This is a genomic window from Streptomyces malaysiensis subsp. malaysiensis (assembly GCF_040653035.1).
Classification (GTDB): domain Bacteria; phylum Actinomycetota; class Actinomycetes; order Streptomycetales; family Streptomycetaceae; genus Streptomyces; species Streptomyces malaysiensis.
The window spans coordinates 136,155-160,833 of sequence record NZ_JBEZNG010000006.1 but is presented as its reverse complement, the minus strand read 5'-3'; the positions used below and the strand labels follow the sequence as shown (position 1 = coordinate 160,833).

The following is a 24,679-nucleotide window of genomic DNA, read 5'->3' as shown; positions in this document are numbered from 1 at the left end:
CTGCCCGCGGATGCGGACCGGCAGCGCTCCTCGGCGATGGCTTCCGTTCATTCGTTCGGACGAAGATCCAGGGGCCCGGCAGGGTGCGGGCGGCTCCAACGGCTCAGGGGTCATCTGACTGCTGTGCGTAGCGATCGAGGCCGTGAGTCCAGGATCGCCTCGGCCTCTTCGCTGATCGTCCGGACCACCTCCGCGGCGGGGCGGACGGCGTCGACGAAGCATGCCGACTGACCGTAGATGATCTCGCTCGTGTCGGGGTCGGGCGGGGCCTCGACGGGGTTGACGTCTTCCGGGGGTGCGAATTCCGCTCTGCGGTTCTGGAGTGTGGACTCACGCTCCGACCACTCGTCGGTGAACCGATTGCGGCGGACGCGTTCGCCGAGGGTTTCCGGCCAGGGCAGCCCCGACACGATGTTGTAGGTCCGCGTCCATACGGTGTCGCCGCCGTCGCTCTCGACGATCAGCCGCTTATGGGCGTCGTGCACCTCGACCGCCTCGGGGGTGGCGAGGAATGCCGTGCCCAGCCAGGCGCCGTCCGCACCGGCGGTGAGGACCGCCGCGAGCGTCCGGCCGTCGCCGATGCCCCCCGCGGCCAGCACCGGGACATCGGGGTGACGCCGCACGATTTCGGCCAGGAATGGCAGCAGGCCCATCGTCCCGGTGTGGCCACCGGCCTCGCTGCCCTGTGCCACGAGCACATCGGCGCCCGCGGCGACGGCCACCTCCGCGTCCTCGTAGTTCTGGACCTGGCACACCACCCGGGCCCCCGCGTCCTTGGCGCGGGCGAGCCACGGCCGGGGGTCGGCGAACGACAGCGCGATGATCTCCGGCCGCTCCTCCAGCGCGGCGTCGAAATGCGGTTCGGTGAAGGGGAGGAACGGCGTGATGAAGCCGACTCCGAACGGGCGGTCCGTCGTGGCGCGGATGGTCGCGATCTCCGCATGGATCCAGTCGGGCCCCTTCCAGGGGTGCGTCCCCGCGAAGGAGCCGAGCCCACCGGCGGCGGATACGGCGGCGGCGAGCGTTCCGCCGCTGTGCAGGCCCATGGGGGCCGCCATCACCGGGTGGGTGATACCGAACATTTCGGTGAATCTCGTATGCAGCACGGGGCGACGCTAACGAACGCGGCGGGCCCGGCCCGCGAGCGACGCGGCGGCTCCGGAGCCGGCTAACGGTCGGCGAACACCCCCCGGAGCAGACCGGTGGCCTGGCCCACCTCGATGAGGTAGCCGTCGGGGTCACGCAGATAGCAGCGCAGCTCGGCCTTGCGGTCGATGGGCTCGGTCAGGAACTCCGCTCCTTTGGCCACGGCGGCGGCGTAGAAGGCGCCGATGTCGGCGACGCGGACGTTCAGAAAACTGGACACGGTGTCACCGTCGTCCGGTGGTACGAGGGTTATGCCGGGCTTGTCCGGAGTGGGGCCGCCTCCGGGGTTCATGATGATCCAGCTGTTGGCCACCTTCACGATGGCCGGATTCTCCTCCAGTACGACCTCGCCGCCGAGGATGTCCGCGTAGAAGCGCCTCGATCTCGCGACGTCGCGCACGGTCAGAAAGTGGGTGAGAACGAGCCCCTGCTCAGGTGCGGGCACATCGCGGGGAGCCGTCATCGCCGTGGTCCCTTCTCGCCGGTGGAGAGCCGGGCCGAGCGCATGCGCGCTTCTCATGCCCGGCTCGTCCCCCTTGGGTAACCCGGTGGGAGCGCGATATGCGCGGGGGCGCGGCCGGCCGCTGTCCCGAGTGCGGAGCCGGGGCTCAGGGGGAGGTGGTCCAGCGTGGTGCGGTCTCGGCCCACTCGGTGTCCCACTCGGCGAGATTGCGCCGGCGCAGGACCACGGTGGTGCAGCGGTAGACGGCGGCACCGGCGAGGGTGACGGTCACGAAGGCGATGAGCGCCCAGCCCATGGTGCGGCTGCGGATCTGCGCATCGGGCATGGGCGGTTCGGCGATCGCCCCGTCCTTGTCGACCCAGACGTGGACGGAGCTCCCCGCGGCCAGGCCGGGCAGGACGTCGGCCTTGGCGGTGCGGGTCCGCCCGTCCGGATCGGTGAAGCGGACCGTGGCCGGGTAGCGGGTCTCTCTCGCCTCCGCCGATCCGGGCTCCGGGTGGCCCGGGGCGTCATGGGTGAGGACGGCGGTGGTGCGGTGCAGGGTCTCCTTCCGGTGCTCGGCGGCCGCGCGGTAGTGGTGCTGGGCGGCGCCACCGGCGATGAACATGGCACCGAGCCCCAGGACCGGCACGAGCAGCAGCAGCGCCAGGGCGATCCAGCCCTGGAGACGGTCGGTGTGCCGGTACAGCGGATTGTGCCGCCAGCGCCACAGCGACAGGGGGTGGACGGGCTTGTCGTGTCGGGGGTCGGGGGGCGGCTGCGCAGGAGGTATCACGCCGGACACTGTGGGTCTCCTTTCCTGGACGGAAGCTGGACAGATTTCCTGGACGGAAGCCGGACAGAAGCTGGGCAGAAGTGGGCGTGCGACCGCGACCGGCGCGCGGCCGGTGCGGTGCGGGAAAAGCCGAGGGGGACCGGGCTCAGCAGGAGAGCGGGCCGGGTCCGGGCGGGGACGTGCCGCCCGCCGAGGGATGGGCGTGCGCGGCTTGCAGGATCTTGGCGGCGCCACGGACCGCGGCGGTATGCGGTGCCGGGACCGCCCGCAGCGGCGCGTGCAGTCCGCCGATGAGCCGGCGGGTGAGGTCGGGGCGCAGGGCGCCGCCGCCGGCCAGAAGGGCTCCCCGGCTCAGGGCATCGGCGGTGAGAGACGTACGGTCCTGCCGCAGCATCGAGGTGATCATGCTGGTGATGGCCTCGCTGATCTCCGCCGTGGCACCGGCGTCGGCGAGGTCGGTGGTGCCCAGGGCGGTGCGGCGGGCGTCGAAGACGATGCCGTCGACGAGGAGCACCACTTCGGTGAGGTGGGCGCCTATGTCCACCACCAGCAGCGGCAGCGAGAGGTCGGCGTTGGCGGCCAGGGCGATGGCCCGCGCGGTGGGCACGGTCAGGACCGCGCGCGGGCGCAGCACCTCCACGGCGGTGCGGGCACGTTCCCGGTAGGCGGGGCCGTCCAGCACCGGCGCGGTGACCACCACCAGCGGCCGGGTGAGGCGGGGCAGCCGGCGGCTGAGCAGCCGGTCGAGCATCCGGGCCGTCCCCGGTACGTCCACGATGGCACCGCGCTGGATCGGATGGACCGCCCCGGCACCGGGGAAGGTGATGGTGGGTACGTCGATGATCGTTCCGCGGCCGGCGATCCAGGCGCGGGTGCGGGCGCTGCCCATGTCGAGGGCGAGGCCGCAGCAGTGCCGGCACAACGGCCAGGGCCGGTGCCGGTGCCTGATGCGGGAGCCGGCCCGGAGGCGCCGGATGACGGTCATCGCCCGGCCTCCCGCACCTGCTGGCACCGTCCGCAGTAGCGGGCCTGCGGAACGATCATCAGGCGTTCCCGTTCGACGGGGCGCCGGCACAGATGGCAGGCGCCGTAGCTGCCTTCGGCGATGCGTTGCAGCGCCGCCTCCACATCGGCGAGGACCATACGCGCGGAGGCGGCGAGTTTGACGTGCACTTCGGCCTGGGCCGCGGAGCGGCGCCGGAGCAGGTCCTCGGCGCGGGGCGCCGAGGCGATCCGCCGCAGCTGTTCCTGGCGGAACAGGCGCTGTTCATGGAGGTTCTCCCGCAGTGCGGCGAGATCCTCGGGCGACAGGTGCGCGGCACGGTCGCCCATGGTCTGGTGGTTCACCACTTCACCCCTTTGAGCAGGGCGGAGACGAAGACGGGTGGGACGGGGCGCCGGTCAGGCGGCGGCGCGGCGCTGGCAGGCCACGCAGTGCCGGGTGTAGGGGAGGATCTCCAGGCGTTCGGCGGGAACGGGCTTGGAGCAGCCCTGGCAGGTGCCGTAGGAGCCGTCGTCGACGCGGGCGAACGCCTCGTCGATCTCGGTGAGGACCCGCTGGATCGCCTCCGTCTGCGCGGACACCAGATGGTCGTCCGTGCTCTGGCCGGTTTCCTTGAGGGCTTGCAGCTGGGCCAGGCGGCTGTTGCGGGCGTGCTCGAGGCGCTGGCGGGCCTCGTGGGCGGTCAGCCGCCCGGGGCGGGGACCGGTCTCGGCGGTGTCGAGCGACACGATGAGGTCCTTTCTCTCAGCGCGCCCGGCGGGCATCGAAGCGCACCGGGCGCAGCAGTGGCCGCCCGGTTCCGCCGGCCGCGGTCTCCCCGACCACGAATCGGCCGAACCGGGCGGCTCGGTCATCTACGACTCTGCTCGACCCGGCGCCGGAAGCCCATCGGGCGCAGACCCCATTTGCCCTGGGCAGTGGTGACCACACGGCGCCGGCGGGGAACGGCGGATGGGTACCCGGCCACCTCGGATATGGGGGCCGGACCCCATCGACCGCGCGCGGTAGGGGAGGCAGGCTGGGCCGGAATCTGTCGTGACCAGTTGCCGCAGCTCCGCCCGGATGCGATGACCGACAGTAGAACTGATCACAGTCGGTACGCAGAAGGAGGAGTTTTCCCGGTGTCGCTGTTCTGGCGGATCTTCGGGCTGAACGCCGTGGTGCTGGGCACCGCCACGGCGCTGCTGCTGTGGGCGCCGGTGACCGTCTCGGTGCCGGTGCTGCTGACCGAGGCGATCATCCTGGTCGGCGGTCTCGCCGTGATGCTGGTCGCCAACGGCACCCTGCTGCGCTGGGGCCTGGCCCCGCTGGAGCGGCTGACCAGGCTGATGACCACCGTGGACCTGCTGCGCCCCGGCCAGCGGCTGCCCGTGCCCGGCGCCGGCGCCGGCAGCGAGGTGTCCGAGCTGATCCGCACCTTCAACGCCATGCTCGACCGGCTTGAGCATGAACGCGCCACGGCCAGCGCCCGGGTGCTGCTGGCCCAGGAGGCGGAACGCCGCCGTATCGCCCAGGAACTGCACGACGAGGTCGGGCAGAGCATGACCGCGATCCTGCTGGTGCTCAAGCGCGCCGCGGACGACGCCCCCGAGCCGCTGCGCGAGGACCTCCATCAGGCCCAGGAGATCACCCGGGAGAGCCTGGACGAGGTCCGCCGCCTGGTGCGCCGTCTGCGCCCCGGCGTCCTGGACGACCTGGGCCTGGTCAGCGCGCTGACCTCGCTCACCCAGGACTTCGCCACCCACACCGGGCTGCGTGTCGTACGCCGCCTCGACGCCGATCTGCCCGCCCTCGACCCGGAGAGCGAGCTCGTCCTGTACCGGGTGGCCCAGGAGAGCCTGACCAATGTGGCCCGCCATGCGGACGCGCACCGGGTCGAGGTGAGCCTGCACCGCTCCGGCGAGGCGGTGGTGCTGGAGATGACCGACGACGGCCGCGGTATCGAGGCCGCCTGCGAAGGCGCCGGGATCCGCGGTATGCGCGAACGGGCCCTGCTCGCCGGGGCCACCCTGGACATCACCTCGACACCCGGCACCGGCACCCGGATCCGCCTCATCACACCCGTCCCCAGGAAGCAGCCCTGACCATGCACGACCCGACCCCGACCGAGCCCACCGAGGCCCCGGCACCGTCTCCCGGGACCACCGCGCCGATCCGTATCCTGCTCGCCGACGACCACGCTCTGGTACGCCGCGGTGTGCGCCTGATCCTCGACCGGGAACCCGACCTGGAGGTCGTCGCCGAGGCCGGGGACGGCGCCGAGGCCATCGAGGCGGCCCGGAACCAGGAGATCGACCTGGCCGTGCTCGACATCGCCATGCCGCGGCTGACCGGGCTCCAGGCCACCCGCGAACTGGCGGCGCTCAAGCCGGGCCTGCGCATCCTGATGCTGACGATGCACGACAACGAGCAGTATCTGTTCCAGGCGCTCAAGGCCGGGGCCTGCGGCTATGTGCTGAAGTCGGTCGCCGACCGCGATCTGGTCGCCGCCTGCCGGGCCGCGATGCGCAACGAGCCGTTCCTCTACCCCGGCGCGGTCACCGCCCTCATCCGCACCTATCTGGATCGCGTCCGGCACGGCGAGGAGGACTCCGACCAGCTCCTCACCCCCCGCGAGGAGGAGGTCGTCAAACTCGTCGCCGAGGGGCACTCCTCGAAGGAGATCGCCGAGATGCTGTTCATCAGCGTCAAGACCGTGCACCGCCACCGCTCCAACATCCTGCACAAACTCGGTCTGCACGACCGTCTGGAGCTGGCCCGCTACGCCATCCGCGCCGGTCTCATCGAACCCTGACCCCCGCCCCCCCCATGAGCGTCCGGGGCTCCGATCGCCTACTCCCCGGCCGGGGCCCCGGACCGACCCCCGCGTCGAGCACTCAGCAGGAAGTCGAGCACCCAGCAGGAAAGGGACGGTGGATGCGCCCGGCACCCCGCACCATCCCGCCCGCCGGCCACCGGCTCGCGGGCACGCTCGTCGTGCTCCTCGCCGTCCTGCTGTCACTGGTTCCCGCCGATACCGCGCGCGCCGCCTCCGCCGCTCCGGCGCCCCACCCCGCCCCGGCGGCCACGAGCGCCGAGCGCCCGGACACCGCTCCCCACGCCGACGACGCGTGGGCCGCCGCCCGCGCGGCCTGGGCCAGGGCCCGGCACGACCACCTCGGCGAGCGCCCCTCCCTACCGGATCACCACGCCACCCACCCTCGCGGTACGGATACCGGCCCAGTTGCCGGCACCCGCACAGCAGGGCCTTGCGCATGCGCACCCGTCCCTTCCGACCGATGGGCCCAGCAGCGCGGCCGGGCACCTCCGGCGTCCCCCGGCACCTGACGCAACCCATCACCCTTCTTCCGCCGCGGCCGCGTGCGCCGCCGCCGCGGCATGCCTGCCGGAGGCTCGTGTTGAAACGCCGGAACAGCCGGAACAGCCGATACAAACGGAACAGCCGGGACAAGTCGCTGCGCCTGCGGGTGCTGCTCACCCTCGTCGTGATCGCCGGATCGCTGGCCATCGCTCTCACCACGCCGGTCCGCCTCGGCCTCGATCTGCGCGGCGGCACCCAGATCATGCTGGAGACCCGCTCCACCCCCACCACCAAGGCCGACAGCGCGGCCACCGACCGCACCGTGGAGGTGCTGCGCGGCCGTATCGACGCGCTCGGCGTGGCCGAACCGACCATCGTCCGCTCCGGCGACCACCGCATCCTGGTCGAGCTGCCCGGCGTGCACGATCCGAAGAAGGCCGCCGATGTGCTGGGCCGCACCGCGCAGCTCACCGTCCACCCGGTCCTCGGCCCGGCCGGGAAGTCCGACCGGGCCGCCGCACCGCCGGCCGATCCGGCCAAGGAGCGTGTTCTGTCGGACGAGTCAGGACAGCCCCTGCGGCTGGGGGCCGCCGATCTGACCGGACAACACGTCAAGGGCGCCGACGCCGGCTTCGACCAGCAGGGCGGTGCCGGATGGCATGTCACCGTCGACTTCACCAAGACCGGCCACGACCGATGGCGGAAGGTCACCGCGGACGCCGCCTGTCATCCGGCCGGTGATCCACAGCGCCGGGTCGCCATCGTCCTCGACAACAAGATCATCTCCGCGCCGCAGGTCGACCCCTCCGTGGGGTGCGGGGCCGGCATCCCGGGCGGCACCACCCAGATCACCGGCTCCTTCGACGACAGCGAAGCCCGCGAACTGGCCCTGCTGATCTCCGGTGGCGCCCTGCCCGTACCGGTCGAGACCGTCGAACAGCGCACCATCGGCGCCACGCTCGGCGATGCGGCCATCGAGGCCGCGGCCTGGGCCGCCGTGGTCGGCACCGCGCTGACCGCGCTGTTCATCATCGCCGTCTACCGGTTCCTCGGCCTGCTCGCGACCGTGGCCCTGGCCTGCTACGGCCTCATCTCCTACGCCGCCCTGGCCGCGCTCGGCGCCACGTTGACCCTGCCGGGCCTCGCCGGATTCGTCCTGGCGATCGGCATGGCCGTGGACGCCAACGTCCTGGTCTTCGAACGGGCCCGGGAGGAGTACGCGGCCCGCAGCCGCCCCAGCCCCCGCTCGGCACTGAAGGCCGGGTTCCGCGGTGCCCTCAGCGCGATCGCCGACTCCAACATCACGACGCTGATCGCCGCGGGCCTGCTGTTCGCCTTCGCCTCCGGTCCGGTACGCGGCTTCGGCATCACCCTGGGCATCGGCGTCCTCGCCTCGATGATCAGCGCCCTGGTGATCACCCGGGTGCTCGCCGAGTTCGCGGTCGGCCGCCCCGCGGTCTTCCGGCGGCCTCGTATGACCGGGATCGCGAGCACCGGATGGGTGCGCGACCGGCTGCTGCGCCGCGACCCGGTCCCGCTGCGCCGTCCGCGCCGCTGGCTGGCCGCCTCCGCCGCCGTCCTCGTCCTGGCCGCGTCGGGCATAGTCGTACGCGGCCTGAACTTCGGCATCGAGTTCACCGGCGGCCGACTGATCGAGTACGCCACCAGCAGCCCCGTCGACCCCGACCGGGCCCGCACCGCCCTCACCGACGCCGGGTTCCCCCGCGCGGTCGTACAGTCCTCCGGCGACACCGGGCTCACGGTGCGCGCCGAGAAGCTGACCAATACCGAAGAGGCCACCGTCACCGAGACCATCAGCGGCCTCGGCGGTGAGACGAAGAAGGTCCGGGATGAGCTGATCGGCCCCAGCATGGGCGATGAGCTGCGCCGCAACGCCCTCATCGCGCTCTCCCTCGCCCTGGGCGCCCAACTGCTGTATCTCGCGGTCCGCTTCCGCATGATCTTCGGGACCTCGGCCGTGGCCGCGCTCGCCCACGATGTGGTGATCCTCGTCGGCGTCTTCGCCTGGCTCGGCAAACCCATCGACGGGGTCTTCCTGGCCGCCCTGCTGACCGTCATCGGCTACTCGGTCAACGACTCCGTCGTCCTCTTCGACCGGGTCCGTGAACTGCTCGACCGCGACCGCGGAACGTCGCTCGGCCGGCTGACGAACAAGGCGATCCTGCAAACCCTGCCACGGACCGTCAACACCGGTATGGGCGCGGCACTCATCCTCACCGCCCTCGCCGTGATCGCCGACGACACCCTCGCCGACTTCGCCCTCGCCCTGCTCATCGGCCTGGCGGTCGGCACCTACTCCTCCATCTTCATCGCCGCCGCGCTCACCATCGAGCTGCATCCGGACCGGAAGCCGTCACGGTCGTAGCCGGTCGATCCGGCGGTCGGGGCCCGCTCGTTCAGCCCTTCACCGCGCCGGAGAGCATGCCGGAGATGAAGTGCCGTTGCAGGAAGACGTAGGAGGCGACGACGGGCAGGGCGACGATGATGGACGCGGCAGCCAGCACGGAGTACTGGGTGGTGTGCTCGCTCTGGAAGAAGGCCAGGCCGAGCGGCGCGGTGCGCTTGCTCTCGTCGGTGATCATGACCAGCGGGAGCAGGAACTCGTTCCAGGTCCACATGAACACCAGCATCGCCATCGTCAGCAGCGCGGGACGGCTGGTGGGCACCAGGATCCGCCACAGCAGCCGCCAGTCGGACGCCCCGTCCAGACGCGCCGCCTCGATGACGCTCACCGGCACCGAGCGGAAGAAGTTGCGCATCCAGAAGACGCCGAAGGCGAGGGACTGGGCGGTCTGCGGGAGGATCAGTGACCAGTAGGAGTCGGTGAGTCCGGTGTCGCGCAGATTGAAGTAGAGCGGGATGACGAAGGCTTCGGGCGGCACCATGAGCCCGATGAGGGTGACGTAGAAGAGGAGTGATCGGCCCGGGTAGTCGAAGTGTGCGAAGGAGAAGCCCGCCAGGATCGCCAGGACGGCCGTCAGGACCACCACCGACACCGCCACCAGCAGGCTGGAGGTCAGATAGGTGGCGAAGTGGCCCTGGCGCCAGGCGGTGCCGAAGTTGCCGAGGTCCAGATGGCGAGGCCAGGTGAAGGAGGGCCCGGACTCCGCGGCGGGGGTCAGCGCGGACGCCACCACGCCGATCAGCGGCAGCAGGGCCAGCGCGGCGAAGATCGTGAGGATGGCGTAGTTGAGCACGCGTTCGCGGCTGGAGATCACTTCTCGTCCTCCCGTGGCTGGACCTTGGTGATCAGGAAGGTGAGAAGGAGGATCACCGCGGTCAGGACGACGGCGATGGCACAGGCCGAGCCGACCTGGCCGGTGCCGAAGGCCCGGTTGTAGACCTCGTAGGCGGGCAGGCTGGTGGCGTTGCCCGGACCGCCGTGGGTGGCGACGTACACCAGGTCGAAGGTGCGCAGGGCGGCGATCACGGTGAGGGTGAGCGCGATGGTGATCTGCCCGCGCAGTCCGGGCAGGGTGACGGCGAGGAACTCCCGTACCGCGCCCGCCCCGTCCAGCTTCGCCGCCTCGTACAGCTCCGTCGGGATCTGTCCGATGCCGGCGATGAACAGCACCAGGCACAGGCCGATCTCCAGCCAGGTGCCGATGAGTCCGACGGCGGGCAGGGCGGTGGAGAAGTCGCCGAGCCAGGGGCGGGCGACCGCCTCGAGACCGATGGCGCGCAGCGCGGTGTTGAGTACGCCGTCCGGAGCGTAGATCGCCGTCCAGGCGGTGGCGGTCACGACCATGGCGACCACCTGCGGCAGGAAGATCATCGCGCGGAAGACGGAGACGCCGCGCAGCCGTCCGGCCCGCGTGGTGACCGCGGCGAGCACCAGGGCGAGCACGATCGGGATGACGGAGAAGAACAGGATCAGGACGAAGGAGTGGAGGAAGCCCGCGCGCAGCCGCGGATCGCGGGCGATCTCGGTGTAGTTGGCGAACCCCGCCCATGCGGAGGCGGAGAGTCCGTCCCAGTGGAACAGGGAGATCTGCACCAGCTGGCCGAGCGGGACCAGCAGGAAGACCGTGAGGACGATCAGGGCGGGGAGGGCGTAGAGGTAGCCCTTCCACTGGATGACGCGGCCGCGGCGCCGGACCGGCTCCCGGGTGGGGGTGCCGGCCGGGCGCTTGCGTGCCGTCGGGCGGTGTGCGGTGGCGGCCATGAGGTTGGGGTCTACCTGCTTGTTCTGGAAGGAGGAGTAGTCGGACTGGAGCTGGGTCGTGAACGCCTTGGGGCTGAGGTGTCCGGCGGTCAGCTCCTGGACGGCGGCGGTGAGGGTGTCGTAGAAGGTCGGCGTGGTGTAGTCGAGGTAGGGCAGCAGCCCGTCCTTCTCGCTCACGGCCTTCCACCGGGTGAGGACGTCCGCGTCGACGGTGCCGGGGGTCGGCTTGTAGTCGGTCGGCGGAATGGCCGGCAGGTTCCCATGGGTGGCGGCCACCTTCATGCCGTTCCGATTGACGAGGAAGTCGATGTACGCGGCGGCGACGTCCGGGTGCCTGGACTTGGAGGTCACGGACCAGGCGAGGCCCTCGCCGCCCTGGGTGAGCGGGGGCTTTCCGGCGGCGGGGGCGAGCGCGGTGAAGCCGACGTTCTTCTTCATCTTCGGGGCGAGGACGGCCGACTGCCAGGTGCCCTCCACCAGGAACAGGGACGTGCCCTGGGCGAAGGAGGCGACGGCCTGGTCCTTGCTCCTGCCGTTGAAGCCGGAGCCCAGATACCCCTTGTCGGCCCAGCGGCGCAGCGTGGTCGCGGCCTTGAGGGTGCCGGAGTTCGTCCACTTGGCGTCGCCCTCGTCGAAGACCAGCTTGCGGACCTCCGGCTTTCCGGCGGTGAGGGCCTGGATGATGCCGAAGATGTGGATGCCCGGGCTCTTGTCGGCGTCGCCGTAGGAAAGGGGTTGCAGGCCCGACGCCTTGGCCTTGGCCAGTGTGGTCTCGAAGTCGGCGAGCGTGGTGGGCGGGGGCAGGCCGAGCGACTTCAGCTTGGCCTTGTTGTAGTAGACGCCGACGATCTCACCGGTCTGCGAGACGCCGTACAGATTGCCGGTCTCCCAGGTCCTGCCGTCGGTGGTGAAGCGGTTGAGGTCGAGCAGCTGGGACGGGAAGGAGGTGTCCCAGCCGTAGGTTTTGGCGTAGCGGTCCACCGGTTGCAGCAGCCCGGCCTTCACGAAGGCGCCCATGTCGGGGTAGCCCTGGTTCGCCTGGACGACGTCGGGTGGGTTGGCGGAGGACAGGGCGAGTTTCAGCGTGGTCTTGAGGTCGGCGAAGGACCGGGAGACGCGCTTGACGGTGATGTTCGGGTACTTCGCCATGAACGCCTTGTTGAGCGCCTCGGTGGCGGCGTCGGCGCCCGCGTCGGTGTTCTGGTCCCACACGGTGAGAGTGACCTTCCCGGCTTCGGCGGGGTTGGTGGCGACCGGGCCGGCGCTCTTCGCGCCGGTGGCGGACGATCCGCCGCTCGGGCCGGGGGAGCAGGCCGCGACACCGGTCAGGACACCGGTGGCGAGCGCCGCCGCGGCGATGAGGCGCCGACGGGGGCGCCGTGGGGTTCTCTCGGCCATGGGGTGGTCCTCCTGGTGCTGGGGGTTCGGTCGCCCGGGGCTGGGGCGGTGTCTGTCGGAAGGTGGCGGGGCGCGGTCGTCCGAGAGCCGAACGGACCGCGGGACGCTACGGCTTGGCCGCACGGATGCGGATGAGGTCCGCGTCCGGAATCCAGGGGGTGCGTTCGAGGAAGGCGTCGATCGCCTCCCAGCGCGGTGCGCTGTTCGCACCGCCCAGGCTTTGCACCGACAGCGCGGCGCACAGTCCGGCGAAGCGGAGCCGGGTGGCGAGGGGCCAGCCGTGGCTCAGGCCGGTGAGCAGCCCCGCGGTGAACACGTCCCCGGCGCCGGTGGGATCGACGGCCGGCACCCGGGGAACGGCGACCCGGACCAGCTCGCCGGTGTCGCCGTCCACGGCGACCGCGCCCTGTCCGCCGTCGGTCACGACGACGTCGGGCACATGGTCGGCGAGTACCTTCACGGCCTCCTCGACCGTGCCGGTGCGGGTGTAGCTCGTCGCCTCGACGGCGTTGCAGACGAACACGTCGGTCTCGGCGAGCCGGGTGAGCAGCTCCCGTGACCAGTGGCCGGTGGGGTCCCAGCCGACGCCGCCCACCACACGGGTGCCGTGGGCGCGGAGCTCGGCCGCCCAGGCGGGCAGCGGCTTTCCGACGCCGAGTTGCAGAAAGCGGACGGCGGGCAGCTCTCCGTCCCATACGTCAGGGCGCAGGGCCCCCTCCTCCTCGTAGGTGAGGAAGGCGCGGTCGTGTTCCTGGGTCACCGCGACCGTGACCGGGGTGTGCACGGCGGGTTCGCGGCGCAGCCAGGTCAGATCCAGGTTCCTCTCGGCCGCGAGCCGGGCGGCGAGGTGCTCGCCGAAGAGGTCGGTGCCGATCACCCCCAGGATCCCGGTCCGCAGCCCGAGGCGGGCGGCGGCGACGGCGCGGGTCGCGGTTCCCCCGGCGGAGACGGCGAACCGGTCGGCGTACACCTCGGTTCCCGGGGTGGGCAGGTGCGGGATGCCGCCGAAGACGAGGTCGCAGAAGACCTCGCCGGCGAAGAGCACGTCGAGCACGGGGACCGCCTCTTTCCGGTGCGACCACGATGAAGTGCTCAACTATGAGCATCGGCCTTACTGAATGACAAGAGTCGATCAGCTACGAGAATGTTTCTTGGATCGATGACTGACTTCAGTCATGCGGTGCTAGGGTCAATGCGTGACATCACGCAAACGACATGCGCAGATCGTTGAGTCACTCCGGTCGACCGGAGTGGCCTCGGTGCGCGAGCTCGCCGAAAACCTGCGGGTCAGCGAATCCACGATTCGCCGGGACCTGACCCTCCTCGACCGCAACGGGGAGCTGATCCGCACCTACGGCGGAGCGGCCCTGTCACCGCGCGGGGCCGCGGAGGCCGCCGGTGCGGAGACGGAGCGCGAGATCCCGTTCGACGTGGTCATCTCGCGCGACGAGGCGATGAAGGAGGCGATGGCCGAGGAGGCCGTGCGGCTGGTCGAGGACGACAGCGTGATCGTCCTCGATATAGGGACCACACCCCTCGCCATCGCCCGCCGTCTGCGGGGCCGTCCCGTCACCGTCATCACCAGCAGTCTGCCGGTGCTCGACGAACTCCGCGACGACGAGGCCGTACGGCTGGTGATGCTCGGCGGTGTGCTGCGCCGCAACTACCAGTCCCTCGTCGGCTCCCTCACCGAGCAGGCGCTCCGCCAGGTCAGCGCCGATCTGCTCTTCCTGAGCTGCACCGGGGTGCGGCCCAATGGCCATGTGGTGGACAACATGGCCGTCGAGGCCCCCCTGAAACAGGCCATGATCGAGACGGCTGGGAAGGTCGTCCTGGTCGCCGCCGAGACCAAGTTCCCCGGCACCGGATCGCTGCGTGTGTGCTCGCTCTCCGATATCGACGTCCTGGTCACCACCAGCGGTGCCGACCCCAACACGCTCCAGCTCTGCCGCGAGGCGGACGGAAAGGTGATACTCGCATGAAGTTGACCGTCCTCGGCGGTGGCGGGTTCCGTGTGCCATACGTCTACCAGGCCCTGCTGAGCGATCAGGGCTCCCCCCGGATCGACGACGTATGGCTGTACGACACCGATCCGGCCCGGCTCAAGGCAATGGCCGAAGTGCTCGCCCGGTTCGCCGACGGCCACGCCGACGCGCCCAGGGTGACGGTCACCACCTCGCTCGACGACGCACTGGAGGGCAGCGACTTCGTGTTCGCCGCCATCCGCGTGGGCGGTCTTGAGGGACGGGTGTGCGATGAGCGCGTCGCCCTCGACCTCGACGTCCTCGGCCAGGAGACCACCGGCCCCGGTGGCCTGGCCTACGGGCTGCGCACCATACCCGTCATGCTCGACATCGCGCACCGGGTACGGCGGCTGGCCCCGCACGCCTACGTCATCAACTTCACCAACCCGGCCGGCATGATCACGGAAGCGATGCAGACCGTCCTCGGCGATCGTGTCCTCGGCATCTGCGACACGCCGTCAGGTCTGGGCCGCCGCATCGCCACGACCCTCGGCCTCGACCCGTCCCGGGCCCAGTTCGACTACGTCGGTCTCAACCACCTCGGCTGGATGCGCCGCGTTCTGCACGACGGTGAGGACATCCTGCCCCGGCTGCTCGCCGATGAGCGCCTCGGCGACCTGGAGGAAGGCGTTGTCTTCGGGCGCGAGTGGCTGCGCGACCTCGGCGTGATCCCCAATGAGTATCTGTACTACTACTACTTCAACCGGGAGGCCGTGCGCTCGATCCTCGACGCTCCGCAGACCCGCGGCGAGTTCCTCGCCCGTCAGCAGCAGGAGTTCTACCAGCGGGTGACGGAGGCCGCCGGGGGCTCGGCCGTATCGCTGTGGCGGAAGACCATCGCCGACCGCAGTGCCAACTACATGGCCGAGGCCAAGGGTGCCGTCCAGGGGGAAGCCCGAGCCGAGGAGGACTTCCGGCCGGACCCCGCACACCAGGGGTACGCCGGGGTCGCCCTTTCGGTCATGGCCGCGATCAGCCGCAACGAACGCGCCACGATGATCCTCAACGTGCGCAACGGAACCACCGTCTCCGCCCTTCCCGGCGACGCTGTCGTCGAGGTGCCGGTCACCGTGGACGCCAATGGCGTCCACCCGCTCACCATCACCCAGCCCGACCTGTCTCAGGCCGGGCTGATGCAGCAGGTCAAGGCGGTCGAGCGGCTCACCATCAGCGCGGCCACCACCGGTTCCCGCGCCGATGCCGCGAAGGCGTTCTCCCTCCATCCCCTGGTCGACTCGGTGACGGTCGGCCGCAAGCTGCTCGACGGCTACATCGACCGCATCCCCGAAGTGGCCGCGGTCTTCGGCGGCCACACGTCCTAGCTAGCACGTTGCTTTCCTTGGCGCCGACGTGTCGTCGATGCGGGGGAGGATCCGGTCGCGTTCGGCCGGCGCGTCGGATATGACAACCCGTCACCGTTCAGCCGGGAATTCAGCCGTCTGTTCGGCGCGCCGCTCAGCCGTGACGCCACCCTCCTGCGCCGGGCCGTGCGCGTTTTCGCCGGCCCCGCGTGCGCCCAGCCTGATGGCGTCCTGACTGGGCGGCGCGCCGAACAGACGCCGGTACTCCCGGCTGAACTGGGATGGGCTCTCGTACCCCACGCGGTATCCGATGTGGGCGATGTCCTTCGGATGTGCCGCGAGGAGGAGCCGGGCCTCATGGAGTCTGATCTTCTTCTGGAACTGAATGGGGCTCATTCCGGTCACTGCCTGGAAATTCCGGTAGAAGGCAGAGGTGCTCATTCCGACCAGCTTTGCGATGTCGTCCACCAAGAACGCATCCCGGTAATTCTCCCGAATCCACTGCACAGCTTTCGAGATATGGGAGAGTTCGCTGTCGGCGAGTCCGATCTGACGTACCGTCGCCCCCTGCTCGCTGGTGATCAGGCGCCATAGGATCTCCCTTTTGACAAGGGGCGCGAGCATGTCCCGGTCCTGCGGCCGGTCGAGCAGCCGCAGCAGTCGCACGGCGGCGTCGAGGAGATCGTCGGTGGCGTTGCTGACGGCGAGGGCCGGGGGTGCGGTGTCGGGGTGGGGGAAGGTGCCGGGAGCGACCTGGAGCATCACCTCGGCGACCTCCGAGGGTCGCAGGAGCAGGCCGAGTCCCAGAGCCGGCCGCTCGGGTGTGGCCTGGACGAAGTGGCCGGTGACCGGTAGGTCGACGGATGCGACCAGGTACTGCCCGGCGTGGTACTCGTACACGTAATCGCCCAGAGCGAGGCGTTTGGCCCCCTGGGCTATCAGCGCCATGATTGTTCCGGTCATGGACGCGTGAGGGGCCTGTGAGTCCTCGCACCCGATCAGTACGTTCTCGATGGCGGTGGTCGCGTCCGCCCGGGCATGACGTGCCAGCAGGGTGCGCAGTTCGTCCAACGACATGTGCCGATTCAAACATTGCTCACGACAAGCAGTCCAGTGATCTCATCGGGCACCTGCGAGAGTCCGAGACGATTGTGCAAGGATTCGCCATTTTTAGGCAGGGGATTCCTCGGGTGGCCTGGTTGAATGTCTGAAGCCTTTGGGTCTTTTTCGACCTGGGCTATTGGATTGAAGAAAGGCAGGGGTATGACGAGTGAAACCCGCAGCGAAATCCATCTCAAGGTAAACGGTCAGGAACATCGTTTGACTGTTGACCATCGCAGGACACTGCTCGACGCCCTCCGCGAGGACACCGGCCACACGGGGCCGAAAAAGGGCTGCGACCGCGGGCAGTGCGGCGCCTGCACGGTGCTGCTGGACGGTCGGCGTGTGGTGTCGTGCCTGACGCTGGCGGTCGCTGCCGACGGTTCGGACGTCACGACGGTCGAGGGCCTGGCCCAGGACGGCGAACTGCACCCGCTCCAGCAGGCGTTCGTGCACCTGGACGGTTTCCAGTGCGGGTACTGCACTCCCGGGCAGCTCTGCTCCGCGGTCGGGATGCTGGCCGAGCACGAGGCGGGCTGGCCCAGCGCGGCCACCGCCGATGTCTCACCCGAGGGACGGGCACCGGAACTGGATGCCGAGGAGGTCCGCGAGCGTCTGAGCGGCAACCTGTGCCGCTGTGGGGCGTACCCGTCGATCGTGCGCGCCGTGCTGGAGACGGCGTCCCGAGGTGAGGTGCGGGGATGAAGGAGTTCAGCTACGAGCGGCCCGAACAGGTCCGGGAAGCCCTCGCCCTGGTCGACGGCGACGACGGTGCCCGGTTCCTGGGCGGCGGCACCAATCTCGTCGACCTGATGAAGGACGGTATCGAGAGTCCGGCCCGGCTGGTGGACGTGCGCCGGTTGCCAATGGCCGGCATCCGCGAGTCGTCCGACGGCGGGCTCGTCATCGGCGCGACGACGACCAACAGCGATCTGGCGGCCCATCCCGAGGTGCGCCGCCGGTTCCCCGCTCTCAGTCAGGCAGTGCTGGCGGGCGCCTCGGGGCAGTTGCGCAACATGGCCACGGTGGGTGGCAACCTGTTGCAGCGGACCCGGTGCCCCTACTTCGCGGATCTCTCCCAGCCGTGCAACAAGCGCAGCCCGGGCAGTGGCTGCCCGGCGATCGAGGGAGAGCACCACAACCACGCGATTCTCGGCTGGTCCGACCACTGCGTGGCAACCCACCCGTCGGACATGACCGTGGCCCTGGCCGCGTTCGACGCGGTCGTGCGCTACGAGACCCTGGACGGCGGGCACGAGATCCCGCTGTCCGCGTTCTATCTGCCGGTCGGCGAGAGCCCCGAGCGGGAAACGGCGCTGCCCCCGGGCGCCCTGATCACCGCGGTCGCCCTCCCGGCCGCCGCGGAAAACCCGCGATCGCGCTACCGCAAGGTCCGCGAGCGTGCGTCCTACGCCTTCGCCAACGCATCCGTCGCCGCCGCGCTGGACATCGAGGGGGGCCTTGTGCGAAGCGCGCGGATCGCGCTCGGCGGCCTCGCCGCACGGCCCTGGCGCGCCCACACCGCTGAGTCCGCCCTGAGGGACGTCCCCGCCACCGCCGACCGGTTCGGCGACGCCGCGGATGCGGAGCTGGCCGCCGCGCGGCCTCTGCGCGACAACGCGTACAAGGTCGCGCTCGCCCGCAACCTCATCACGGCGGTCCTGACCGAACTCGCCCACCGGGCCGAGTGACGAACCGGTCCTCCTACGCGTCCTGAAGGAGATCACATATGACCCTCTCCCCGGCCAGCCCGTCCCCAGCATCAGCCGAACACCCGGCCTCCGGGCCGGAGATCCCCGGCACACCCGCCTCACCGGCCGGTACCAGGGAGCCTCCCCTGGGAGCCATTGGCACGGCCCGGCCCCGTATCGAGGGACCGGCCAAGGTCTCCGGCGCGGTGCGCTACGCGGCCGACGAGCCGATGAGCGGCGTGGCGCACGGCTGGGTCGTCACGTCCACGGTGACCCGCGGGCGCATCCGCGACATCGACACCTCCGTCGCGCTGGCCATGCCCGGCGTGGTGGGGGTGATCGACCACCGCAACGCCCCCGAGGTCAACCTGGAGGCCGGATCGTTCTTCGGGCCCGACGGTGGCATGCACCTGCTCCAGAGTGCTGAGATCCCCCACTCGGGACGGCCGATCGCGCTGGTGGTGGCCGATACGGCGGAGCAGGCCCGGTCGGCGGCCCTGGCGCTGCGGGTGACGTACGACGAGGAGCCGTACGACGTCGACTTCCACCGTGAACACCCGGCCGCCCGGCCGGCGACGTCGTTCTTCGGGGAAGACGCCACCGTCGGCGACGTGGACGAGGAACTGGCCACGAGCACGGTGGTCGTCGATGAGTCCTACGCCACCCCCGAGGAGCATGGTGCCGCCATGGAGCCGCACGCCGCGACCGCCTGGTGGGAGGACGGGCGCCTCCAGATCATCGACTCCAACCAGGGGCCCTTCCTGGTCGCCATGACCGTGGCCACGCTCTTTCGCCTCGACCCGAAGCAGGTACGCGTTCGCTCCGCACACGTCGGCGGCGGCTTCGGGTCAAAATCAGGAGGGTGCGGGCCCCAACTTGTCCTGGCGGTGATGGCCACGGGCATGTTCGACCGCCCCGTACGCGTCACCCTGACCCGGAACCAGGTGTTCCAGACAGTCTCGATGCGGCCCGCGACCGACCAGCGGGTGCGCATCGGGGCCGATGCCGACGGCCGTCTGCGCGCCATCGACCACACAGCGGCCTTCGAGGTCTCCAAGCTCGCGGAGTACCTCGAGAACTGCACCGAGCTCACCAACACGCTCTACGCCGCACGGGCGATCCGCACCCGCCGCACAGCGGTGCCGATCGACATCCTGCCGCCCTACTCGCTGCGCGGGCCCGGCGCGACACCCGGTTCCTTCGCGCTCGAATCCGCCATGGACGAGGTGGCGGAGCGGTTGGGCATCGATCCCCTCGAACTCCGGCTGCGCAACGAGCCCTCTGCCGGGCCCGTGTCCGGCCTGCCGTTCAGCCGCCGCAACCTCGTCGCCTGTCTGAAAGAGGGCGCTCGCCGGTTCGGCTGGACCACACGTGACCACCGGCCGCGGAGAAGGACGGAGGGGCACCTGCTCGTCGGCACCGGGATGGCGGCCATGTCCTTCGGGGCCGGAGCGTTGCCCTCCTCGGCATCGATCACCGCCGAGGCCGATGGGACGTTCACCGTTGCCATCGGCGCCAGCGACATCGGGACGGGCGCGCGCACCGCGCTGACCGCGGTGGCCGCCGAGGCATTGCGGGCAGATCCTGAGCGGATACGGTTGCTGATCGCGGACAGCGATCTCGGCCCCGCCTGGGGCGCCGGCGGGTCCCGGGGAACGACATCCTGGTCCTGGGCGATCACCGAGACCGCGGCGAGGCTGCGCTCCCGGCTGGACGGCGCCACCTTGCCGCTGACCGTCTCGTTCGACACCACCGAATCGCTCGGCGAGCTCGCCCTCCTGGAACGACACTCCTACGGCGCCGTGTTCAGCGAGGTCACCGTCGATCCGGCGACCGGCGAGGTCCGTGTCCGGCGCCTTCTTGGGATGTTCGCCGTGGGCCGTGTGGTCAATCCGCTGCTCGCACGCAGTCAGCTCGTCGGCGGCATGATCATGGGACTGTCGATGGCCCTGCATGAAGAGGGCGTCCGTGACCGGGCCAGCGGCCGCCACGTCAACGCCGACTTCGCCGGCTACCACATCGCCGCCCACGCCGATGTACCCGACATCGAAGCCGACTTCGTACCCGACTACGAGCCCGGCGACCCATCGGGCATCAAAGGCGTCGGTGAAATCGGCACCGTCAGCGCCGCCGCCGCGATCGCGAACGCTGTCTGGCACGCCACCGGACGCCGCCAACGGACACTCCCGATCCGGCTGGACCGCGTACTCGAAGAAGACCCGCTGCCGCCACCGGCTCCTGCGACGATGCCGGCACGGTCGATTCTGTGACGTGCCGGAATCACCTGCCCGGATATCGGAGCCGGGTAGGGTCCGGCCACCGACGTCACTTCGACGGACGAGCGTTCGTGGTGCGTCGTATAGTCCGTCGATGAGCGACGAAGCACCACTGCCGGGCGCGCTCCGGCTTCCGGACGGCTCCTGGGTCCGTGGCCGCGGTCTGCGCCGCCCACGACCGGACGGGCCCCTGCCCGGCTTCGGCCTCTATCTGGGGTCCGCCCGGCTGCGCGACCGGCATGACGGGGAGCTGGAGTGGGAGCGCGCGTGGATCGAGTGGCCCGATTTCCTGCTGCCCCGCGACCGCGACCTGGCCGTGCGGCGGATCCGCGAGCTGCATGAACGGGCGCGGGCGGGTACGTCCGTCGAAGTCGCCTGCGGGGGCGGTGTCGGCCGCACCGGAACGGTCATCGCCTGCCTGGCCGTCCTCGCGGGTGTGTCCCCCGCGGACGCCGTCGCCTGGACGCGCGCACACCATCACCCCCGGGCCGTCGAAACCCCTTGGCAGCGGCGCTGGGTGGCCCGGTTCCCGGCGGGCTGACGGCGCGAAGGCCCGGCGCCCGTGCTTCCGTTCCAGTGGGCGCCGGGCCTTCACGGCTGTCGGTCCGTGGGGTCGCTCAGCCGTGGGAGACGGTCAGCCCGTAGAAGCCGACCCGCGCTCCGTTCGTGGTGCTCTCGGAGGACGACTGGTTGTACGAGCCCGCCTTGAAGTACTGCTTGTACTGGAAGAAGGACGACGGGATGTTGTAGTGCGTCGTGCTGCCGTTGACCGTCAGGTCGATGGTGTTGCCGCCGGAGACGCCGATCGTGTAGTTCCACGTCTTGCCGATCGACACATGGCCCACGTCGTGCAGCGTCTGGCCGCCGTCGGGCGAGTTCTCCGTGCCGAGGACGATGTCGCCATTGGCGCGGTAGTACAGCTCCACCAGCGGCTTGGTGGAGGACCCGCCCGAGCCGAGGTGGATCTGCCCGACGCAGACGTTCTTCGTCACCGACACCACGCGCAGCGTCGCCTGCAACTTGTGCGAGCCGCTCAGCGACCAGTCGGCGGCGCTGCCGTTGCGGTTCATCTCGCGCAGTTCGGAGCGGGCGTAATTGGAGTTCGGGGTGGTGACGCCCTTCTCCGGCGCCCAGAACGTCATCGCCCCGTCGCGCTTGTCGGTGTAGAAGTAGTCGTCCTGGAATCCGCTCGCCCCCTGGAGCCGGGACGAGGGGATGGTCGTCGGCTTGCCGGGGGAGCCGACCGGCTCCTGGAGTTGCCACACCGACAGGTCGAAGTTGCCGCCCGGCGCCTTCGACGGGTCGGCGAAGGTGGCCGTGGGGGAGGCGCCGGCGGGGACCGCGAGAGCCAGGCCACCGATGACGGTGGTCACGGTCGCCAGCGCGGTGAGCAGCGTTCGGATGCGCATGGGAGTGCCTTCCCGTGGGGGGTGGGATGACCTCGGCGTTCATGTAGGTGAAGAGTGTGTTTCGTTATGAACGACGAGACCTGTCGTGACGGTAGAGTCGTGGTGTGTCCGCGTCAATCCTCTGAACGGAGGAAAGCCGCCCCAGGGCCGCCTCATACGCTCTTCAGCGCAGGCGCTGTGCCTTCTCATGGAGCGGCTCGGTGAGCGCGGTGGTGAACCGCGGTCCCACCAGATGACGTACGCACACCGGGTCCCCCTCGTCGTCGCAGCCCGCGCCGGTGGCGTCCATACGGCCGGACCGCGTGTTGACGCCGACCAGGGCGCCGTGTCCCGTGGTGGCCGAGAAATCGCCGAAGCGCGGGCCGCCGCTCGCGCCGCCGCCCTTCCACCGGGCTCCGTCGGCCGCGTCGTGGGGCGGGTTGTCGGAGAGCGGGGTGTTCAGGGCGGCGATGCGCTCCGGGGTCCAGTGGGCGCGGACGCGCCGCCCGTCCTGGGCCGTCGACGCCATCGCGTGGACCGCCACCTTCACTTCGGCCGGGGAACCGGCCTTCGGGGCGGTGGCGGGATGCTCCGTTCGCTGGGGTGGAAGGGCGTTCATGTCGTCAGACGTGCGGCGGGGGCCGAGGTTGCGAGTGGGGCGACGACATGTCACTGGGACACCGGGCGACTGAGACGGCGTCGGCTTCCCGCGACCCCGCCAAAACGAACTGTCACTCGGCCACGCCGTGCGATATGTTCCGCACGGCGACTCCTCCGACCTGCCATAAGGACTGAAGCCCATGGACTCGGCGTCCCCCAGCGGCCGCCGTCGGCACTGAGCGATCGGTGCCACACCGCGTCTCCTCACGGCGGCCCCACGCGTTCGCGCACCGTTTCCGCTTCCCGCGGCGCCTTCCGCCGCGTTTTCCCGTGAGGTTCACATCACCATGGGCACTGACGTCCAGAGCTTTGCCGTCGCCAACCTCCGCCGCCGCCCCGTGCTCGTCGAGACCGGGGGCTTTGTGGCGGGGTTCGACCCCGGCACCACCAGCCCGTACATCAACTACGCGACCCCTCTTCCCGGCGCCCGGCCCACCGCCCGGGACGTCATCGAGCTGATCGAGGCGTTCCGGGTACGCGATCTCAAGCCGCGGCTGGAGTTCGCGCCGGACGCCGCACCCGTCGTGGAGCCCGCGCTGCGCGCGGCGGGGTTCACCGTGGAGGCGGTGCACGCGTATCTGGTGTGCACACCGGAAGGGCTCGCGATTCCCCAGGGCGCGGCGGCCCTTCCGGTGGCGGTTCCGTCCACGGACGAGGACTACCTGACGATCGACGCCACGCTGTCCGAGGCGTTCGCGGGCGAGTTCGCCGCCTCCCCGGAGGGGGCGGCCCGGCTGCGCCGCGTCCAGGAGCACGGGGGCGCGGTCCGGTTCGTCCGGGCACCCGACGGGGGCTGCGCCGGAGGGGCCACCTGCTCGGCGCCCGCCGTGGGCACCGCGGAACTGGCGGGCGTGGGCACCCGGCCCGCCTTCCGCGGCCGGGGCATCGCCGCCGCGGTCACCGCCGCGCTGACGGAGACGATGTTCGTCCGAGGGGCCCGGTCGGTGTGGCTGGAGTACTCGGGCGAGGGCTCCCGCCGCGTCTATGAACGCGTCGGCTACCAGCCCCGGGGCACCCGCCTGTACATGAGTCTGGAGAGCTGAGAGCTGAGAGCTGAGAGGGGGACGGGGGAGGGGCGGGCCGTTCTACGGGCGCCCCTCTTCCGGCCCTCTTCGGCTCTCTTCCGGCCCTCTTCGGCCCCGTGCCAGGGCCTACCGGGGGGCCGCCGCCTCCAGCTCGTCCACGCTTGCGGACATCACCGTGCGGACATGGGCCGTGAGGTGCTCGAGCGGCCAGTCCCACCAGGCCAGGGCCAGCAGCCGGGCGATGTCCGCGTCGTCGTAGCGGCGGCGGATGAGCCTGGCCGGGTTGCCGCCGACGATGCCGTAGTCGGGAACGTCGTCCACCACCACGGAACCGGAGGCGATGACCGCCCCATGGCCGATGCGGACGCCGGGCATCACCGTCGCCCGGTAGCCGAACCAGACATCGTGACCCACCACGGTGTCGCCCCGCCCCGGCAGACCGGTGATCAGGTCGAAGTGGTCGGCCCATGACCCGCCCATGATGGGAAAGGGGAAGGTGGAGGGGCCGTCCATGCGGTGGTTGGCGCCGTTCATGATGAACCGCACCCCTTCGCCCAGCGCGCAGAACTTCCCGATGACCAGCCGCTCGGGCCCGTAGTGGTACAGCACATTGCGGGTCTCGAAGGCGGTGGGGTCATCCGGGTCGTCGTAGTACGAGAACTCCCCGACCTCGATCAGCGGCGAGGTGATCAGCGGCTTCAGCAGCACCACCCGCGGCTGCTCGGGCATCGGGTGCAGCACCGTCGGATCGGCGGGTATGGCCGGCATCGCGTATCGCCCTTTCTTCCCTCAGGGGAGGTTTCGCGACATGATCGCAATTTTGGCGCCCCGGTGTCGCGTGCATTCCGCGGGGCGCCCGTGAGGCAACCCGGGAGTGCTCCCTGGAGTCCTTGAGCGGTGAAGCCTTCGTCCGCGTCCGTACCCATATCCCCGTCCGCGTC

24 protein-coding genes are annotated in these 24,679 nt (G+C 70.6%); 11 read left to right on the top strand and 13 right to left on the bottom strand.

What is annotated here, in order from left to right:
- Positions 1 to 110: 110 nt before the first annotated feature.
- The 6 genes from AB0E24_RS15095 to AB0E24_RS15070 all read right to left on the bottom strand — a co-directional run bounded on the left by AB0E24_RS15095 (position 111) and on the right by AB0E24_RS15070 (position 4,115).
- The gene (locus AB0E24_RS15095; protein ID WP_359377240.1) at positions 111 to 1,106 is read right to left on the bottom strand and encodes an NAD(P)H-dependent flavin oxidoreductase; all 996 of its coding nucleotides are present in this window, start codon (positions 1,104 to 1,106) and stop codon (positions 111 to 113) included.
- 62 nt (positions 1,107 to 1,168) lie between these two features.
- Positions 1,169 to 1,609, bottom strand: a complete 441-nt coding sequence (locus tag AB0E24_RS15090) for a VOC family protein (RefSeq protein ID WP_069866116.1) — start codon at positions 1,607 to 1,609, stop codon at positions 1,169 to 1,171.
- A 145-nt stretch (positions 1,610 to 1,754) separates the two neighbouring features.
- Complete coding sequence (locus AB0E24_RS15085) at positions 1,755 to 2,384, bottom strand: Rv1733c family protein (protein ID WP_359377237.1); 630 nt, start codon at positions 2,382 to 2,384, stop codon at positions 1,755 to 1,757.
- Positions 2,385 to 2,529: 145 nt separating this feature from the next.
- On the bottom strand, positions 2,530 to 3,369 hold the full coding sequence (locus tag AB0E24_RS15080; RefSeq protein ID WP_359377234.1) for a rod shape-determining protein: 840 nt from the start codon (positions 3,367 to 3,369) through the stop codon (positions 2,530 to 2,532).
- Positions 3,366 to 3,734, bottom strand: coding sequence for a TraR/DksA family transcriptional regulator (locus AB0E24_RS15075; protein WP_069866122.1), 369 nt, complete (start codon positions 3,732 to 3,734; stop codon positions 3,366 to 3,368). The genes AB0E24_RS15080 and AB0E24_RS15075 overlap by 4 nt, the downstream gene beginning before the upstream one ends.
- Positions 3,735 to 3,785: 51 nt before the next feature.
- On the bottom strand, positions 3,786 to 4,115 hold the full coding sequence (locus tag AB0E24_RS15070; RefSeq protein ID WP_069866326.1) for a TraR/DksA family transcriptional regulator: 330 nt from the start codon (positions 4,113 to 4,115) through the stop codon (positions 3,786 to 3,788).
- Positions 4,116 to 4,508: 393 nt separating this feature from the next.
- On the opposite strand from AB0E24_RS15070, the gene AB0E24_RS15065 reads away from it, so the two are divergent.
- The 4 genes from AB0E24_RS15065 to secD all read left to right on the top strand — a co-directional run bounded on the left by AB0E24_RS15065 (position 4,509) and on the right by secD (position 9,074).
- The gene (locus tag AB0E24_RS15065; RefSeq protein ID WP_079257502.1) at positions 4,509 to 5,471 is read left to right on the top strand and encodes a HAMP domain-containing sensor histidine kinase; all 963 of its coding nucleotides are present in this window, start codon (positions 4,509 to 4,511) and stop codon (positions 5,469 to 5,471) included.
- Positions 5,472 to 5,473: 2 nt separating this feature from the next.
- Positions 5,474 to 6,181, top strand: coding sequence for a response regulator (locus AB0E24_RS15060; RefSeq protein WP_351376212.1), 708 nt, complete (start codon positions 5,474 to 5,476; stop codon positions 6,179 to 6,181).
- A gap of 122 nt (positions 6,182 to 6,303) precedes the next feature.
- Positions 6,304 to 6,714, top strand: a complete 411-nt coding sequence (locus tag AB0E24_RS15055) for a hypothetical protein (RefSeq protein ID WP_359377231.1) — start codon at positions 6,304 to 6,306, stop codon at positions 6,712 to 6,714.
- Positions 6,715 to 6,785: 71 nt separating this feature from the next.
- Positions 6,786 to 9,074, top strand: coding sequence for a protein translocase subunit SecD (gene secD / locus AB0E24_RS15050; protein ID WP_359377228.1), 2,289 nt, complete (start codon positions 6,786 to 6,788; stop codon positions 9,072 to 9,074).
- 31 nt (positions 9,075 to 9,105) lie between these two features.
- On the opposite strand, the gene AB0E24_RS15045 is transcribed toward secD, so the two are convergent.
- The 3 genes from AB0E24_RS15045 to AB0E24_RS15035 form a co-directional block, all read right to left on the bottom strand.
- The gene (locus tag AB0E24_RS15045; protein WP_069866132.1) at positions 9,106 to 9,927 is read right to left on the bottom strand and encodes a carbohydrate ABC transporter permease; all 822 of its coding nucleotides are present in this window, start codon (positions 9,925 to 9,927) and stop codon (positions 9,106 to 9,108) included.
- Positions 9,924 to 12,272, bottom strand: coding sequence for an extracellular solute-binding protein (locus AB0E24_RS15040; protein WP_359377225.1), 2,349 nt, complete (start codon positions 12,270 to 12,272; stop codon positions 9,924 to 9,926). Before AB0E24_RS15040 ends, AB0E24_RS15045 begins: the two co-directional genes overlap by 4 nt.
- Positions 12,273 to 12,378: 106 nt before the next feature.
- On the bottom strand, positions 12,379 to 13,326 hold the full coding sequence (locus AB0E24_RS15035; RefSeq protein ID WP_069866137.1) for a carbohydrate kinase family protein: 948 nt from the start codon (positions 13,324 to 13,326) through the stop codon (positions 12,379 to 12,381).
- A 142-nt stretch (positions 13,327 to 13,468) separates the two neighbouring features.
- Between AB0E24_RS15035 and AB0E24_RS15030 the strand changes: the two genes are divergently transcribed.
- The gene (locus tag AB0E24_RS15030; RefSeq protein WP_069866139.1) at positions 13,469 to 14,254 is read left to right on the top strand and encodes a DeoR/GlpR family DNA-binding transcription regulator; all 786 of its coding nucleotides are present in this window, start codon (positions 13,469 to 13,471) and stop codon (positions 14,252 to 14,254) included.
- The gene (locus tag AB0E24_RS15025; protein WP_069866141.1) at positions 14,251 to 15,618 is read left to right on the top strand and encodes a 6-phospho-beta-glucosidase; all 1,368 of its coding nucleotides are present in this window, start codon (positions 14,251 to 14,253) and stop codon (positions 15,616 to 15,618) included. The genes AB0E24_RS15030 and AB0E24_RS15025 overlap by 4 nt, the downstream gene beginning before the upstream one ends.
- A gap of 90 nt (positions 15,619 to 15,708) precedes the next feature.
- On the opposite strand, the gene AB0E24_RS15020 is transcribed toward AB0E24_RS15025, so the two are convergent.
- Complete coding sequence (locus tag AB0E24_RS15020) at positions 15,709 to 16,674, bottom strand: AraC family transcriptional regulator (protein WP_435865283.1); 966 nt, start codon at positions 16,672 to 16,674, stop codon at positions 15,709 to 15,711.
- Between the two features lie 186 nt (positions 16,675 to 16,860).
- On the opposite strand from AB0E24_RS15020, the gene AB0E24_RS15015 reads away from it, so the two are divergent.
- The 4 genes from AB0E24_RS15015 (at position 16,861) to AB0E24_RS15000 (ending at position 21,206) form a co-directional block, all read left to right on the top strand.
- Complete coding sequence (locus AB0E24_RS15015) at positions 16,861 to 17,403, top strand: (2Fe-2S)-binding protein (protein WP_069866143.1); 543 nt, start codon at positions 16,861 to 16,863, stop codon at positions 17,401 to 17,403.
- On the top strand, positions 17,400 to 18,389 hold the full coding sequence (locus AB0E24_RS15010; protein ID WP_174884096.1) for an FAD binding domain-containing protein: 990 nt from the start codon (positions 17,400 to 17,402) through the stop codon (positions 18,387 to 18,389). Before AB0E24_RS15015 ends, AB0E24_RS15010 begins: the two co-directional genes overlap by 4 nt.
- A gap of 38 nt (positions 18,390 to 18,427) precedes the next feature.
- Entirely contained in the window at positions 18,428 to 20,659 is a 2,232-nt protein-coding gene (locus tag AB0E24_RS15005) for a xanthine dehydrogenase family protein molybdopterin-binding subunit (RefSeq protein WP_359377221.1), read from the top strand.
- A 100-nt stretch (positions 20,660 to 20,759) separates the two neighbouring features.
- Positions 20,760 to 21,206 (top strand): phosphatase domain-containing protein, encoded by a 447-nt coding sequence (locus tag AB0E24_RS15000; RefSeq protein ID WP_147968553.1) that lies wholly within the window; start codon positions 20,760 to 20,762, stop codon positions 21,204 to 21,206.
- A gap of 76 nt (positions 21,207 to 21,282) precedes the next feature.
- On the opposite strand, the gene AB0E24_RS14995 is transcribed toward AB0E24_RS15000, so the two are convergent.
- On the bottom strand, positions 21,283 to 22,074 hold the full coding sequence (locus tag AB0E24_RS14995) for a polysaccharide lyase family 7 protein (RefSeq protein WP_069866148.1): 792 nt from the start codon (positions 22,072 to 22,074) through the stop codon (positions 21,283 to 21,285).
- Between the two features lie 163 nt (positions 22,075 to 22,237).
- Positions 22,238 to 22,672 (bottom strand): hypothetical protein, encoded by a 435-nt coding sequence (locus AB0E24_RS14990; RefSeq protein ID WP_359377218.1) that lies wholly within the window; start codon positions 22,670 to 22,672, stop codon positions 22,238 to 22,240.
- A 328-nt stretch (positions 22,673 to 23,000) separates the two neighbouring features.
- Between AB0E24_RS14990 and AB0E24_RS14985 the strand changes: the two genes are divergently transcribed.
- The gene (locus tag AB0E24_RS14985) at positions 23,001 to 23,756 is read left to right on the top strand and encodes a GNAT family N-acetyltransferase (RefSeq protein ID WP_359377215.1); all 756 of its coding nucleotides are present in this window, start codon (positions 23,001 to 23,003) and stop codon (positions 23,754 to 23,756) included.
- A 108-nt stretch (positions 23,757 to 23,864) separates the two neighbouring features.
- On the opposite strand, the gene AB0E24_RS14980 is transcribed toward AB0E24_RS14985, so the two are convergent.
- The gene (locus AB0E24_RS14980; protein ID WP_069866154.1) at positions 23,865 to 24,506 is read right to left on the bottom strand and encodes a CatB-related O-acetyltransferase; all 642 of its coding nucleotides are present in this window, start codon (positions 24,504 to 24,506) and stop codon (positions 23,865 to 23,867) included.
- Positions 24,507 to 24,679: the final 173 nt, after the last annotated feature.